Origin of the sequence: Williamsia sp. 1138 (genome assembly GCF_002095435.2) — a bacterium.
In the GTDB taxonomy this organism is placed as follows: Bacteria; Actinomycetota; Actinomycetes; order Mycobacteriales; family Mycobacteriaceae; genus Williamsia.
This window is the reverse complement of record NZ_MJEJ02000045.1, coordinates 55220-67755: the sequence shown is the minus strand read 5'-3', so window position 1 is coordinate 67755 and position 12536 is coordinate 55220. Positions and strand designations below refer to the sequence as shown.

At 65.5% G+C, this 12536-nt stretch carries 13 protein-coding genes; 8 read left to right on the top strand and 5 right to left on the bottom strand.

Going from position 1 to position 12536, the window contains the following annotated elements; genetic code table 11:
* Window position 1: 1 nt before the first annotated feature.
* From BH683_RS15705 to BH683_RS15690, 4 genes are all read left to right on the top strand, one after another.
* Entirely contained in the window at window positions 2-481 is a 480-nt protein-coding gene (locus BH683_RS15705) for a nitroreductase family deazaflavin-dependent oxidoreductase (RefSeq protein ID WP_084837202.1), read from the top strand.
* Between the two features lie 104 nt (window positions 482-585).
* Complete coding sequence (locus BH683_RS15700; RefSeq protein ID WP_084837201.1) at window positions 586-2289, top strand: alkaline phosphatase D family protein; 1704 nt, start codon at window positions 586-588, stop codon at window positions 2287-2289.
* Between the two features lie 232 nt (window positions 2290-2521).
* Window positions 2522-4111: a hypothetical protein gene (locus BH683_RS15695; RefSeq protein ID WP_168187056.1), complete on the top strand. Its 1590-nt coding sequence runs from the start codon at window positions 2522-2524 to the stop codon at window positions 4109-4111.
* Window positions 4112-4164: 53 nt separating this feature from the next.
* The gene (locus BH683_RS15690) at window positions 4165-4818 is read left to right on the top strand and encodes a GNAT family N-acetyltransferase (RefSeq protein ID WP_084837200.1); all 654 of its coding nucleotides are present in this window, start codon (window positions 4165-4167) and stop codon (window positions 4816-4818) included.
* A gap of 77 nt (window positions 4819-4895) precedes the next feature.
* Here the strand turns inward: BH683_RS15690 and BH683_RS15685 are convergent, their stop codons facing one another.
* The 3 genes from BH683_RS15685 to BH683_RS15675 form a co-directional block, all read right to left on the bottom strand.
* Window positions 4896-5264 (bottom strand): nuclear transport factor 2 family protein, encoded by a 369-nt coding sequence (locus BH683_RS15685; protein WP_084837199.1) that lies wholly within the window; start codon window positions 5262-5264, stop codon window positions 4896-4898.
* Window positions 5265-5345: 81 nt separating this feature from the next.
* Entirely contained in the window at window positions 5346-6266 is a 921-nt protein-coding gene (locus tag BH683_RS15680) for an SDR family oxidoreductase (protein WP_084837198.1), read from the bottom strand.
* A 52-nt stretch (window positions 6267-6318) separates the two neighbouring features.
* Window positions 6319-7089, bottom strand: a complete 771-nt coding sequence (locus BH683_RS15675) for an SDR family oxidoreductase (protein ID WP_084837323.1) — start codon at window positions 7087-7089, stop codon at window positions 6319-6321.
* A gap of 91 nt (window positions 7090-7180) precedes the next feature.
* On the opposite strand from BH683_RS15675, the gene echA20 reads away from it, so the two are divergent.
* The 4 genes from echA20 to BH683_RS15655 are packed head-to-tail and all read left to right on the top strand — an operon-like array spanning window position 7181 to window position 10741.
* Window positions 7181-7978, top strand: coding sequence for a (7aS)-7a-methyl-1,5-dioxo-2,3,5,6,7,7a-hexahydro-1H-indene-carboxyl-CoA hydrolase (echA20, locus tag BH683_RS15670; RefSeq protein WP_084837197.1), 798 nt, complete (start codon window positions 7181-7183; stop codon window positions 7976-7978).
* Between the two features lie 2 nt (window positions 7979-7980).
* Entirely contained in the window at window positions 7981-8886 is a 906-nt protein-coding gene (locus BH683_RS15665) for a CoA-transferase (protein ID WP_084837196.1), read from the top strand.
* Window positions 8883-9662, top strand: coding sequence for a CoA-transferase (locus tag BH683_RS15660; protein WP_084837195.1), 780 nt, complete (start codon window positions 8883-8885; stop codon window positions 9660-9662). The genes BH683_RS15665 and BH683_RS15660 overlap by 4 nt, the downstream gene beginning before the upstream one ends.
* A complete protein-coding gene (locus BH683_RS15655; RefSeq protein WP_084837194.1) occupies window positions 9659-10741 on the top strand; it encodes a nitronate monooxygenase in 1083 nt (360 codons plus the stop codon). The genes BH683_RS15660 and BH683_RS15655 overlap by 4 nt, the downstream gene beginning before the upstream one ends.
* A gap of 19 nt (window positions 10742-10760) precedes the next feature.
* Here the strand turns inward: BH683_RS15655 and BH683_RS15650 are convergent, their stop codons facing one another.
* The gene (locus BH683_RS15650) at window positions 10761-11735 is read right to left on the bottom strand and encodes a DUF389 domain-containing protein (RefSeq protein WP_084837193.1); all 975 of its coding nucleotides are present in this window, start codon (window positions 11733-11735) and stop codon (window positions 10761-10763) included.
* A gap of 99 nt (window positions 11736-11834) precedes the next feature.
* A complete protein-coding gene (locus BH683_RS15645; protein WP_084837192.1) occupies window positions 11835-12464 on the bottom strand; it encodes a TetR/AcrR family transcriptional regulator in 630 nt (209 codons plus the stop codon).
* Window positions 12465-12536 lie beyond the last annotated feature (72 nt).

Sequence of the window (12536 nt, the reverse complement as noted above, 5' to 3'; positions counted from 1 at the left end):
GGTGCCGACCCAGGAACCACCCAAGGCCCTCAACTCCAAGGCGGTCAGCACGATCGTCAAACTGTCGTCACGGGTGAACACGAAGATCTACAAACTCACCGGGGGCAAGGTGGGCGCCAAGTGGCGCGTCGGGGCGGGATTCAAGGATCCGGTGCCGGTGATCCTCCTGACCACCATCGGCCGCAAGTCCGGCAAGCCACGCACCGTGCCGCTGCTCTTTCTCCGGGACGGCGCGAACGTGGTGGTCGTGGCCTCCCAGGGCGGGATGGCATCCAACCCGGCGTGGTATCTCAACATCACCGCCAACCCCGACGTGAGCATCCAGGAGGGCAAGAAGACATCGGTGATGCGGGCGCGCGAAGCCGACGACGCCGAGCGGGAACGTCTGTGGCCCAAACTCGTCGAGGTGTACGCCGACTTCGACCAGTACAAGGCGTGGACGGACCGCAAGATCCCGGTGATCATCTGCGAGCCGCGCTGAAGGCTACCGAGTGAAGAGTTCATCGCAGCGACGACAAGAATTCTTCGCGAAGGTCACCGGTCGGTGCACCCGAGGCCACCGGGTATGCCAGGATTCGATGCGCAATGACATCTAATCCAGACTCCCGCCCTGAGCCGGTCCCACAGCCATCCTGGACCCAGCCGTCACGTCGCGCCTTTCTCGGCGGTGCCGCCATCGGTACCGTCGGCGTCCTCGGAACGGTCTATGCCGGTGGTGCCGCGGCAGCGCCCGCACCCCCGTCGGAGGTGTTCCGCCACGGCATCGCCTCCGGCGATCCCCTGCCCGATCGCGTCATCCTGTGGACCCGAGTGACGCCGACGGCAGACGCCACCGCAGGATCGGGCCGCGGCGGCGCGACGACGATCCGCTGGGAAGTGGCGACCGATCCGGGCTTCGGGTCGGTGGTGTCCTCGGGCACCACGACCACCGATACCGGAAGCGACCTGACGGTGAAGGTTGACGCCGGCGGGTTGAGCCCGAACACCGGTTATCACTACCGGTTCCATGTCGTCGACGGTCCCGCCGCGGGCACCGTCTCGCCGGTCGGTCGCACGAAGACCGCGCCCGACACGGCGGCAGAGGTCGCCCGGGTCCGGTTCGGGGTGGTGTCCTGCGCCAACTGGGAAGCCGGGTATTTCGGCGCGTACCGGCACCTGGCCGCGCAGCCGGATCTCGACGCGATCGTGCACCTCGGCGACTACATCTACGAGTACGGAATCGGCGAATACACCGGCAAGAACGGTCCGGTCCGACGCCACGAACCGGCGCACGAGATCATCTCCGTGGCGGATTACCGGATTAGGCACGCCCAGTACAAGACCGATCCCGATCTACAGTTGGCCCACCGAGACCTGCCCTGGATCTGCACCTGGGACGATCACGAGGCCGCCAACGACGCCTGGGCCTCCGGCGCGGAGAACCACAGTGCCGCCGAGGGGGATTGGCCGGCCCGCAAGGCCGCCGCGGAACAGGCCTACTACGAGTGGATGCCCGTGCGTCCGGTTCCCGATGCCGGAGGCAGGCACCTCTATCGCAGGTTGCGGTACGGCAACCTGCTCGAATTGTCGATGCTCGACCTGCGGACCTATCGGACCGAACAACCGGGCACGACCTCGAACGCTGCCGACAATCCCGCGGCCACCATCACCGGTGCCGCCCAGATGTCCTGGCTGACCAACGGTGTCGTGTCGTCGCCGACCCGGTGGAAGATCGTCGGCAACCCGGTGATGATCAGCCCCATCCTGATCCCACCGTTGGAACCCCGCACCACCGCCGCCCTCACCGATCTGCTCGGCGTGCCCAGCGCCGGCATCCCGCTCAGCTCGGACCCGTGGGACGGCTACACCGCCGACCGCCGGCGCCTTTATCAGGCGTTGCGCGACAACAACATCCAGAACACGGTCTTCATCACCGGCGACATCCACATGTCGTTCGCGTGCGACCTGCCGAACGACCCCGCCAACTACCCGGGGGCCGGCACGGTGGGCACCGAGTTGGTGACGCCGTCGGTGACGTCGAGCAACGTCGACGATCTCGTCGGGGCACCGGAATACACGGTGGGCAACGTCGCGGCGGCGGCGCTGACAAACGTGAACCGACACCTGCGCTGGGTCGACACCGATGCTCACGGTTACGCGGTGCTCACGGTGACCGACGCTGCGACCCAGATGGATTGGTATTTCGTCAACAATCGCGACGACCCGCGATCAGGCCAGCGGTACGGCCAGTCCTGGCGGGTGCCGAACGGTTCACAGAAGGTCGTTCAGGTCGGACGCGCAGCCGGGTAGCTCGACCCGGTGTGCGTCGCATTCGCATATCACGGACCTATCACACGCACCGACCAACGCTCTTTTCAGGGCGCCGAAAAGTTCGCCGGCGAGCAATTTCGAGCAGCCGGTGCAATTTGTCGTGCGATAAGCTAACTTATTCTGCAAAGCGGACATTTCACCAATCCCGTCGGGCGTTCGATTCGGAGGGTGCCTGTCCACCCCCTGTGATCACGCGGCCTGAGGAGGCGTAGTGCGAAAGCGCTATATATCGATGCTCGTTGCGGCAATTCTGCTCGCATTTCCGGTGAGTGCGGGCGCGGCGCCGCTCATCGACCTCCCTGACACAGGGTCGCTGGAACAACCGGAACAGCCAGAAAACCCTGGCTCTTACGTGGCGCTCGACCCGACGTCGGGAACACTGATCGCGGACAGTGGCTTCGAGGCCAAACGGGACGGTTTCTCCTTCGCGAACTGGGGCCCACCGGACGAGTCGCATCGTCGCAGCATGACACCGGCCGCCATGCAATCGCTCTACGGAGATCGTATCTGCGCCCGCATCGTTGACGGAGCATGCGTGCTGACCGCCACCGGCGAAGTGCTGGAAAGAGATTCGAATGAAGGCTCCGACGGAGGGCACTGCTTCGGGATGGCCGCCGTTGCCGGCCTCTTCTACACCGGCGGTCTCGACAAGTCCGGATACGTTCCCGCGGGCCAGAGCCTCTATGACGTCGGCCCGTCGGATCAACTCGACGGTTTGATCTCCAGGTACTTCAATTCGCAGGGCGCCCTCCCGACTGCCGGCGCCTCCACGAAGTCTTCCGTGGCCGACACCCTCACAAAGATCCAGAGCGCATGGGCCGCCGGAGACGATTATCTGCTGGCCATCATGAGCGACACCGGCGGGCATGCGATAACCCCCACCGCCCTGCGCGACCTGGGCGACGGGCGGATCGGAATCGTCGTTTATGACAACAACTATCCGGGCGAAGAAAAAATGGTCGTCACCGACCCCGGGGCGAACACGTGGTATTACACGACGGCGCTGAATCCGGCTGAGCCGAGTGCCCTTTATCTCGGGTCACCGACCAATCCGATGATCCTGTTTCCGCTGTCGCAGATGACACAGGTCCACGAATGCCCGGTATGCCATGACGTCGGCGACGATTCCGTCCTGATCCTGGTGAAGGACACCGCCGCCAAGCCCGCCGCCGACGCGGCGGACTGGGATCTGACGATCACCCGCCCCGGCGGCGGACCTGTCGCCGGACTCGAGCGACTCGACTACTCCAACACCCGGCGAAGCGAGTTGTACCGGGTCCCGGCGGCGACCGCGTTCGAACTGACCATCGGTGGTGTGCCGATCGGGCCGGCCGCAGACGTGGACGTCTCCATCATCGGCGACGGCTGGATCAACGAGGTGGACGATCTGGTGATCCTCCCGGCCGCCACCGCCACCGTGTCGGTAGACAAGGATCAACGCCGCGTCGCCCTGGCGAGTTCGTTCCCGGTCTCTCCACGGCTGACGGTCGCGAGCGAGGAAGCGGACTGGTCCGTGGCTGCCGAGGGAACCGGCCTGAACCTCCTGCCCGGCAGCACGGTTTCGGTCGGCCGAGACACCGACGGTGACTACACATTCGGACTCACAGGCATCGGTCTCCCGGGGTCACTGCACGTCGATGTCAAACGCAGCGACACCATCGCCGACCACATCGCCCGCACCAACGGGGCGGTGACCATCCCCGTGGGCGCCACCGGTTCGGTGGCCGCCGAGATATGGGACGGAACGACCCCGCTGACGTTCCGAGTCGGGTCGCAGAACCACCCGATGAAAGTCGGGTGAGCTTTACCGGGGTCAGCCGACCACCCGGAGGCATTCGCAATAGACTTGGCTGCATGACTGCTCCAGACCGTGCGGCGACGCGCCGCGACATCACTGCCGCCCTCGAAGCCGCCTTCGAACGGCGCCACGAAGTCCTCGACGCGATCGTGGAGGCCGAGGACCGCGCGTCGGCCATCAACTCCATCGCCACCCTGCTCTCGGTCCCTGCGATCGGTGCCGAGGCCGTCCTGGGGATGTCCTTCGACCGCTTGACTGTCACGGCGCGGCGCGAGAATGCTGCCGAGCTCGAGGATCTCAACTCACAGCTGACGTTCACGCAGACCGAGCGCCCGGCCAGCACGTCCGAGACCCTTACGCTGCGCCAGTTCACCGACGCCGATGCCGACATCTTCGAGAAGCGGACCTCCGACGTGGGTGCCGCCGGCGACGGGAGCGGTTCTCCCGCTTCGGGAATCGCCGATGAGATCTCGGCCGCCAACAGCCGGATGCACGCCGAAGAGGCCGTCTGGCTGGTAGCCACCGAAGGGTCGGACAAGATCGGACTCGTGTTCGGTGAACTATCCGACGGTGAGGTCCACGTTCGGATCTGGATCGCTCCCGAGCATCGCAAGAAGGGCTACGGCACTTCAGCCCTGCGTCGTTCGCGGTCCGAACTGGCCGCCTACTTCCCCGGTGTCCCCCTGGTCATCCGCGCGCCCGGTTCCTGACCCGGAAACGATCCATTCATACGAAGACGATCCACCTCTAGGTGGATCGTCTTCGTATATCCGGCGCGGCTGGGGGGCTAGGTGGGCCGGCGCCGTGGGATGCCGAACTTCGCGATGATCTTGACGATCCTGCCGTCATCGTCGAACTCGAAACTCTCGGTCACCCTGGCGGCCAATTTCAACGGCTTCGGCTGCACGTGCACATAGAAACTCACGTACACCACCGGCCCCTCGACACGCGGGCTGAAGTCACTGATCCTGTGGATGACGCGGTACTGCGGCCCCCTGGCCAGACTGCGCGTCAGGTGATCGCCGCTACGTCCGGTCTTGGCGCCCATCTCGATGCGCACGCAGTCCGGATGGAACGGCACTGCCGACGGATCGTGACTGACCAGGGCGTCGACGTAGGCTTTCGCCGCGGCGATCAGGTCGGTATCCGTGCTCATCGTGCCTGCCCCTTCTATCGTGTGTGCCCTTCTATCGTGCCTGCCCTCTATCGTGCCTGCCCTTCTATCGTGCCTGCCCTTTTATCGTGCGCCGTACACCGGCATCGGGGTCGGGGCCTGTGCCAGGATCTCCTCGACCACAGGCCCGAGTTCGGCCGGGTCCCACCGAGCACCTTTGTCGCGTTTGACGCTTCGCTGCCAACCATCGGTCACCGACACCGTGCCGCCCTCGACCTCGAAGACCCTTCCGCTGACCGAGCCGGCTTCGACCGAGCCGAGCCAGACCACCAGCGGCGAGATGTTCGCCGGGTCCATCGCGTCGAACGAACCGTCCTCGGGTGCGGCCATCTGCGCGGCCATCGCGTCGCCGGAACTGGTGGTCATCCGGGTCCGGGCCGACGGCGCGATGGCATTCACCGCCACACCATATGCTTTCATCTCGGCTGCCGCCTGAATCGTCAGTTCCGCGATGGCAGCCTTCGCCGCGGAGTAGTTTCCCTGTCCGACAGAGCCGTACAACCCAGCGCCAGAGGACGTGTTGATCACCCGCGCCTGCCTCGGATTGCCGGCCTTCGATTCGGCCCGCCAGTATGCGGCGGCGTGCCGCAAGGTCGCGAAGTGTCCCTTCAGGTGGACCCGGATCACGTTGTCCCAGTCCTCTTCACTCATCGAGACGAGCATCTTGTCGCGGAGGAATCCGGCATTGTTGACCAGGATGTCCAGCGCTCCAAAGGAATCGATTGCTGTCCGTATCAGGTTTTCGGCGCCGGCCCAGCTGGCGACGTCGTCGCCGTTGACCACGGCCTCGCCGCCCGCTGCCTTGATCTCCGCCACCACCTGCTCGGCAGGGCTCTCGCCGGTATTCGAGCCGTCCAAACCGGCCCCGATGTCGTTCACAACGACCTTGGCGCCCTCGGCCGCGAATGCCAGTGCGTGCTCACGGCCGATGCCCCGGCCCGCCCCTGTCACGATGACCACTCGGCCGGCCACGATTCCACTCATCAAATCAGCTCCTTCGGTTTGTCGATGTCGTCATGAGTTCTGCGCCCGCTGATCAGCTGGGGATCTCGTTGGATCCGACGTCCCAGAAGGCGAGGCGTTCGCCGCCGCCGTGGACTTCCATCGTCGATCCGGTCATGTAGGAAGCCAACGGGGACAACAGGAATGCCACAGCGTTGCCGACGTCCTCGGGAAGCGCCAGGCGACCCATCGGGATGGTCCGCGCCACGGCTGCTACGCCGTCGTCGTCGCCGTAGAACATGTCCGCGAGCTCGGTGCGTACCGCACCCGCGACCACGGAATTGACCCGCACCCGCGGAGCCCACTCCACAGCCAGCGACCCGGTCAGTGAGTCGAGCCCCGCCTTGGCAGCACCGTAGCCCGCCGTTCCCGGCGACGGCCTGCGCCCGGACATGCTGGACACGTTCACGATCGAGCCGCCGGAGTCCTGTTGCTGCATGACCTTGTTGGCAGCCTGCGCGATGATCAGCGGAGCGAGCAGGTTGAGTTCCACGATCTTCGAATGAAAGCGCGGCGAGGCGTCCGCCGCCATCGCGAACGGCGCACCACCGGCATTGTTCACGACACCACTGAGCCGGCCGTGCTGCTCCACCACCTGCTTGATCATGGCGGTCACCGCGTCGGCGTCACGGATGTCGCAGCTGACGAACTCGGCATAGGGCGCCGGCGATCCCTCGTCGGCGGGCCGCCTTGCGCAGGCGACCACCGTCGCACCCAGCTCCGTCAGGACCGCACTGATACCCGCGCCGACTCCGCGCACGCCTCCGGTCACGAGCACCACCTGCCCCGACAATCCCAAGTCCATCCACTGCCCCATCTGTCATGACCACAAGGGTGTTAAAGTACCAAGCAATTGCTTGGTTGGTCTACAGACGTACGGTACGCGAGGAGCATCGATGCCCATCACCACATCCACCGTCGAACCAGGGATCGTCGCGGTCACTGTCGACTTTCCGCCGGTCAACGCCCTTCCGTCGGCCGCCTGGTTCGAATTGGGGGAAGCGATACTCGCGGCCGGACGCGACCCGAACACCCACGTGGTGATCCTGCGGGCCGAGGGCAGGGGCTTCAACGCCGGCGTCGACATCAAGGAGATGCAGGCGACCGAGGGCTACGGAGCGCTCATCGCCGCCAACCGCGGATGCGCCGTCGCCTTCTCCGGGGTGTACGACTGCGCTGTCCCGGTCATCGCGGCGGTCAACGGCTTCTGCGTGGGGGGCGGGGTCGGCCTCGTCGGAAACGCCGACATCATCGTTGCCTCTGACGACGCGGTCTTCGGACTCCCCGAAGTCGATCGTGGTGCCCTCGGAGCAGCCACCCATCTGTCGCGACTCGTCCCCCAGCACACGATGCGCGCCCTGTATTACACCGCTCAGAACGTCACCGCCCAGCAGCTCGAGCACTTCGGGTCGGTACAGAAGGTGGTCCCACGCGAGCAGCTCGACGCCGCTGCGCTGGAGATCGCCCGCAAGATTGCGGCCAAGGACACCAGGGTCATCCGGGCTGCCAAGGAAGCGTTCAACGGCATCGATCCCGTCGACGTGAAATCGAGTTACCGCTTCGAGCAGGGCTTCACATTCGAGCTCAACCTCGCCGGTGTCGCCGACGAGCACCGCGACGCCTTCGTCGAGACCGGCAAGCCCAAGACGAGTTCACCTCAACAGAGTTCACACAGCGGCGGAGGGTCGGAATAACAATGGCGAAGGACAAGACGAGCACGCTCGACGACGTCATCGGCGAGATCGAGAGCGGCATGACCATCGGCATCGGCGGCTGGGGTTCACGCCGCAAACCGATGGCGCTGGTGAGAGCCCTTGCCCGGTCGGAGGTGACGGACCTGACCGTGGTCACCTACGGCGGACCCGACCTCGGATTGCTCTGTGCCGCAGGCAAGGTCAGCAAGGCCTACTACGGGTTCGTCTCACTGGACTCACCACCGTTCTACGACCCATGGTTCGCCGCCGCCCGCACCTCCGGCGCGATCACGGTCCGTGAGATGGACGAGGGCATGGTCAAGTGCGGGCTCGAGGCCGCCGCCGCCCGACTGCCGTTCTTGCCGATCCGCGCCGGCCTCGGCTCCGATGTGCCGAACTTCTGGGACGGTGAATTGTCCACGGTCACTTCGCCCTATCCCGACGAAGACGGTAGGCACCAGACCCTCATCGCGATGCCCGCCCTCAACCTCGACGCCGCGTTCGTGCACCTCGACCTTGCCGACAAGCACGGCAACGCCGCCTACACCGGAGTCGACCCCTATTTCGACGATCTCTACTGCGGGGCCGCCAAGCGCCGGTATCTCGAGACCGATCGCCTGGTCTCCACCGAGGAACTGATCGAATCTGTGCCGCTGCAACGGGTGTTGCTCAACCGGCTCAACGTCGACCGCGTGGTGCACACCCCGAACGGCGCCCATTTCACCTTCGCGGGCGACTACGGCCGGGACGAAGCATTCCAGCGGTTCTACGCGGAGTCGGCCAAGACCCCCGAGGCGTGGCAGGCCTTCTCCGACCGCTTCCTCACCGTCGACGAAGCGCAGTACCAGAGCGAGATCAGCACATGGGCCACCGAACAGGCGACCAACGCGAAGGAGTCGGGAAAATGAGCGAACCCCAGGCCGCAGACGTCACCCGCGCAGAGAGCTGTGTGATCGCGTGCGCCGAGATCTTCGCCGGCGCCGGCGAGACCATGGCATCACCGATGGCCACCACACCCCTCATCGGAGTCCGGCTGGCGCGCCTGACCACTGAGCCCGACCTGCTGATCACCGACGGTGAGGCCCTGATCTTCGCCGACACCCCCGCCGTGGGAAAGTCCGGAGCCATCGAGGGCTACATGCCGTTCCGGAAGGTCTTCGACGTCGTCGCCTCCGGCCGACGCCATGTGGTGATGGGCGCCAACCAGATTGACCGCTACGGCAACCAGAACCTGTCGGCCTTCGGTCCACTGCAGCAACCGACGCGCCAGATGTTCGGCTCACGCGGCGCACCGGGCAACACCATCAACCATCCGACGAGCTACTGGGTCGCCAAACACTCCTCACGGGTGTTCGGCGGTGTGGTGGACGTGGTGTCCGGGGTTGGTTACGACAAGGTCGATCCGGAGAACCCCGCCTACAAATACCTCAACATCTACCGAGTGGTGACCAACCTCGGCGTCTTCGACTTCGGGGGTCCGGGTCACACGATGCGCGCCTTGAGCCTGCATCCGGGGGTCGAGGCGGACGAGGTCGCGGACAACACCGGCTTCGAGGTCGCGGAACTCGAGACCGCGGGGGTGACCCGCCTCCCCTCTGCCGAGGAACTCCGGCTCATCCGCGAGGTCATCGACCCGAAAGGCTTGCGGGAGAGAGAAGTCAAGCCGGTGGAGGCGACCAAGTGACCACCCCGCAACCCGCGCCCGCGCTCGCCACGCGTTTCACGGACTTGGTCGGGATCAAGTATCCGATCGTGCAGACCGGGATGGGCTGGGTGTCGGGCCCCTCGCTGACCTCGGCGACGTCGAACGCCGGCGGCCTCGGCATCCTGGCGTCGGCCACGATGACCTATCCCGAGCTCGAGACGGCCATCACCAAGACGAAGACGTTGACGGACAAACCATTCGGCGTCAACCTTCGTGCCGATGCCACCGACGCACCCGAGCGAATCGATCTGCTGATCCGCGAAAAGGTCAAGGTCGCATCGTTTGCACTGGCACCCAAGCCTGAGCTCATCGCCAAGCTGAAAGACCACGGCATCGTCGTCATCCCGTCGATCGGGGCGGCGAAGCACGCGGTCAAGGTTGCCTCCTGGGGTGCGGACGCGGTGATCGTCCAAGGCGGCGAGGGCGGCGGCCACACCGGGCCGGTCGCAACCACCCTGCTGCTGCCGAGCGTGCTCGATGCGCTTGGTCCAGAAGGCATTCCAGTCGTGGCTGCCGGCGGCTTCTTCGACGGGCGCGGGCTCGTCGCAGCCCTGTCCTACGGCGCCGAAGGTGTCGCGATGGGGACCCGATTCCTGCTGACGTCGGACAGCGCGGTGCCCGACGCCGTCAAGAAGGAATACATCGCGCGCGGCCTCGGGGACACCGTCGTCTCCACGAAAGTCGACGGGATGCCGCACCGGGTACTGCGGACAGAACTCGTGGACAAACTCGAATCGGGCAACAGCGCAACAGCTCTGGCGGCTGCGGCAAACAACGCCAACAAGTTCAAGCAGCTGACCGGCATGAAGTGGTCGACGATGCTCAAGGACGGCCGCACCATGCGCAAGTCCGGCGAACGGACGTGGCAGCAGATCATCATGGCCGGCAACACCCCGATGCTGCTGCGCGCCGGCCTGGTCGAGGGCAACACCGACGCCGGCGTTCTCGCCTCAGGTCAGGTGGTCGGGATGATCGACGACCTGCCCAGCTGCGACGACCTCATCCAGTCGATCATGACGCAGGCGTGGAACCGGTTGGAGCGCCTCGGGAAGCTGTGAGCACTCCGCCGGCCATTGGCTAGAGGTCGGGCCGTCCTCGCGTCGGGCGGTTTCTGAGGAGTTTGGCACGATAGGCCGAGGCCCGGCCCCAACTCGCCTGCTGCAATGCCAGGGTCAGCCACCCCGCGACCGCCATACCCGCGAGATTGAGAAGCAGTTGCAGAGCGCTTCCGACGACGGTGTCCCGGAGCCCGAAGGCGAGACCGAGTGCGACGTTGCCTGCCGCGGGAATCGTCGTCACGGAGATGAACACTCCTGACAGCCCGCCCAGCTTCGCCGAGGTCACGGACAGGACGCCGGCGGCCCCGGCGAGCACTGCGACGATGAACGACCACTTGTCCGGGGAGTAGATGAACTCGGTGTCCGGGCGGGATTCGACCACGTCGACCACCGTGATCCATCCCAGTGCCCGCGCGACGAGCGCCAGGACGGTGGTGGCTGCAATCGCGATCACGAAGCCTCCGGCGAGCGTGGCCGCGGCCCGTCGCAGCAGTGTGGCGCGGCGGCGCACCAGTGCCACACCGAGCGCGGCGACCGCGCCGAATTCGGGCCCGAGGACCATCGCCCCGATGAGCAGGATCGTCGAGTTCAGCAGGATGGCGATGGCCACCAGCACCGTGGCCAGGAACATGAAACTGACGAAGGTCCAGTTGAATTCGGAGTCCTCGTACGCGGTCTGGGTGACCTCGCTCCAGACCACGGCGTCTGCGCTGGCCCCGGGCGTGACGAGATCGGCCTCGAAGCCTTTCTGGGACATCCACGTCGGGACATCGGTGAGCTGGATGGTCCCGGATTTGTGGATGTCCATGCGCAAGAGGACATCGACGATCTCGTTGACGCCTTCTCGTGCGATGTCTGCCTCGATGATGTCGCCTGCAGGCTTCACCGAGACGCCTCGATGAACTGCGACGTTACTGACCGCGGTGTCGTCGGCGAGCAGGTCTGCGATCGATTGCGTGTGCTCGGCAGGCGAGACCACCCGTAACAACATCATGGGCACACCTTGCCACTGCGGCCCCCAACACCCGGAAATGGTGGGTTCTGGCGAGCATTTCCGCAGGTCAACGTCGCCGAAACCCACCAAAATCGGGGGTCAGCGGGGAATGATGCCGTCGAGTACGACGCTCAGATACTGGTCTGCGACCTGCTGGGCGGTCATCTCGCCGCCCGGCCGATACCAGCGCACCGCGACCCAGACGGTATCGCGCATGAATCGGTAGACGAGTTCGGTGTCGAGATCCTCGCGAAAGCTGCCGTCGGCGACGCCGCTGTTGAGTACGTCGCTCCACAGAGCGCGGAACTCGACGTTTCGTTCGCGGATGTAGGCGAACCGGTCCTGGCCGGACAGTCGCTTCGCCTCGTCCTGGTAGATCGCCACCGCCGAGTGATCACGGTCGATGCTCTCGAAAGAGACGGTGACCAGACTGGTCAGCGTCTCCCGGGCGGGCAGGCCTGCTGCCACGACCTTGCGATAGTTCTCGAACAGTGAATCAAGAAACCCCTGGAGGATCTCGTCGACCATCGTCTCCTTGGAGTCGAAATGGTGATAGAGACTCCCCGACAGAATCCCGGCGGCGTCGGCGATGTCGCGCACCGTGGTGGTGCGCAGCCCGCGTTCGGCGAACAACCCGCTCGCGACGGCGAGCAGTTCATCGCGTCGCGAGACCCGGGTACCCTCGCTGGACGGGCCGGCAGATGTCGTCTCGCTCCGTCTCGATGCCACGCGAACAGCCTAGCAAGCGCTTGCTTGACTCACCGGCTGCACACAAACCCAGTCGTCCCAGGCACACCCAGC

Coding starts and splice junctions, on each gene's coding strand:
- BH683_RS15650 (WP_084837193.1), bottom strand. CDS start 11,735: ATGATGTTGTTACGGGTGGTCTCGCCTGCCGAGCACACGCAATCGATC.
- BH683_RS15675 (WP_084837323.1), bottom strand. CDS start 7,089: ATGGACTTGGGATTGTCGGGGCAGGTGGTGCTCGTGACCGGAGGCGTG.
- BH683_RS15690 (WP_084837200.1), top strand. CDS start 4,165: ATGACTGCTCCAGACCGTGCGGCGACGCGCCGCGACATCACTGCCGCC.
- BH683_RS15700 (WP_084837201.1), top strand. CDS start 586: ATGACATCTAATCCAGACTCCCGCCCTGAGCCGGTCCCACAGCCATCC.
- BH683_RS15680 (WP_084837198.1), bottom strand. CDS start 6,266: ATGAGTGGAATCGTGGCCGGCCGAGTGGTCATCGTGACAGGGGCGGGC.
- BH683_RS15685 (WP_084837199.1), bottom strand. CDS start 5,264: ATGAGCACGGATACCGACCTGATCGCCGCGGCGAAAGCCTACGTCGAC.
- BH683_RS15665 (WP_084837196.1), top strand. CDS start 7,981: ATGGCGAAGGACAAGACGAGCACGCTCGACGACGTCATCGGCGAGATC.
- echA20 (WP_084837197.1), top strand. CDS start 7,181: ATGCCCATCACCACATCCACCGTCGAACCAGGGATCGTCGCGGTCACT.
- BH683_RS15660 (WP_084837195.1), top strand. CDS start 8,883: ATGAGCGAACCCCAGGCCGCAGACGTCACCCGCGCAGAGAGCTGTGTG.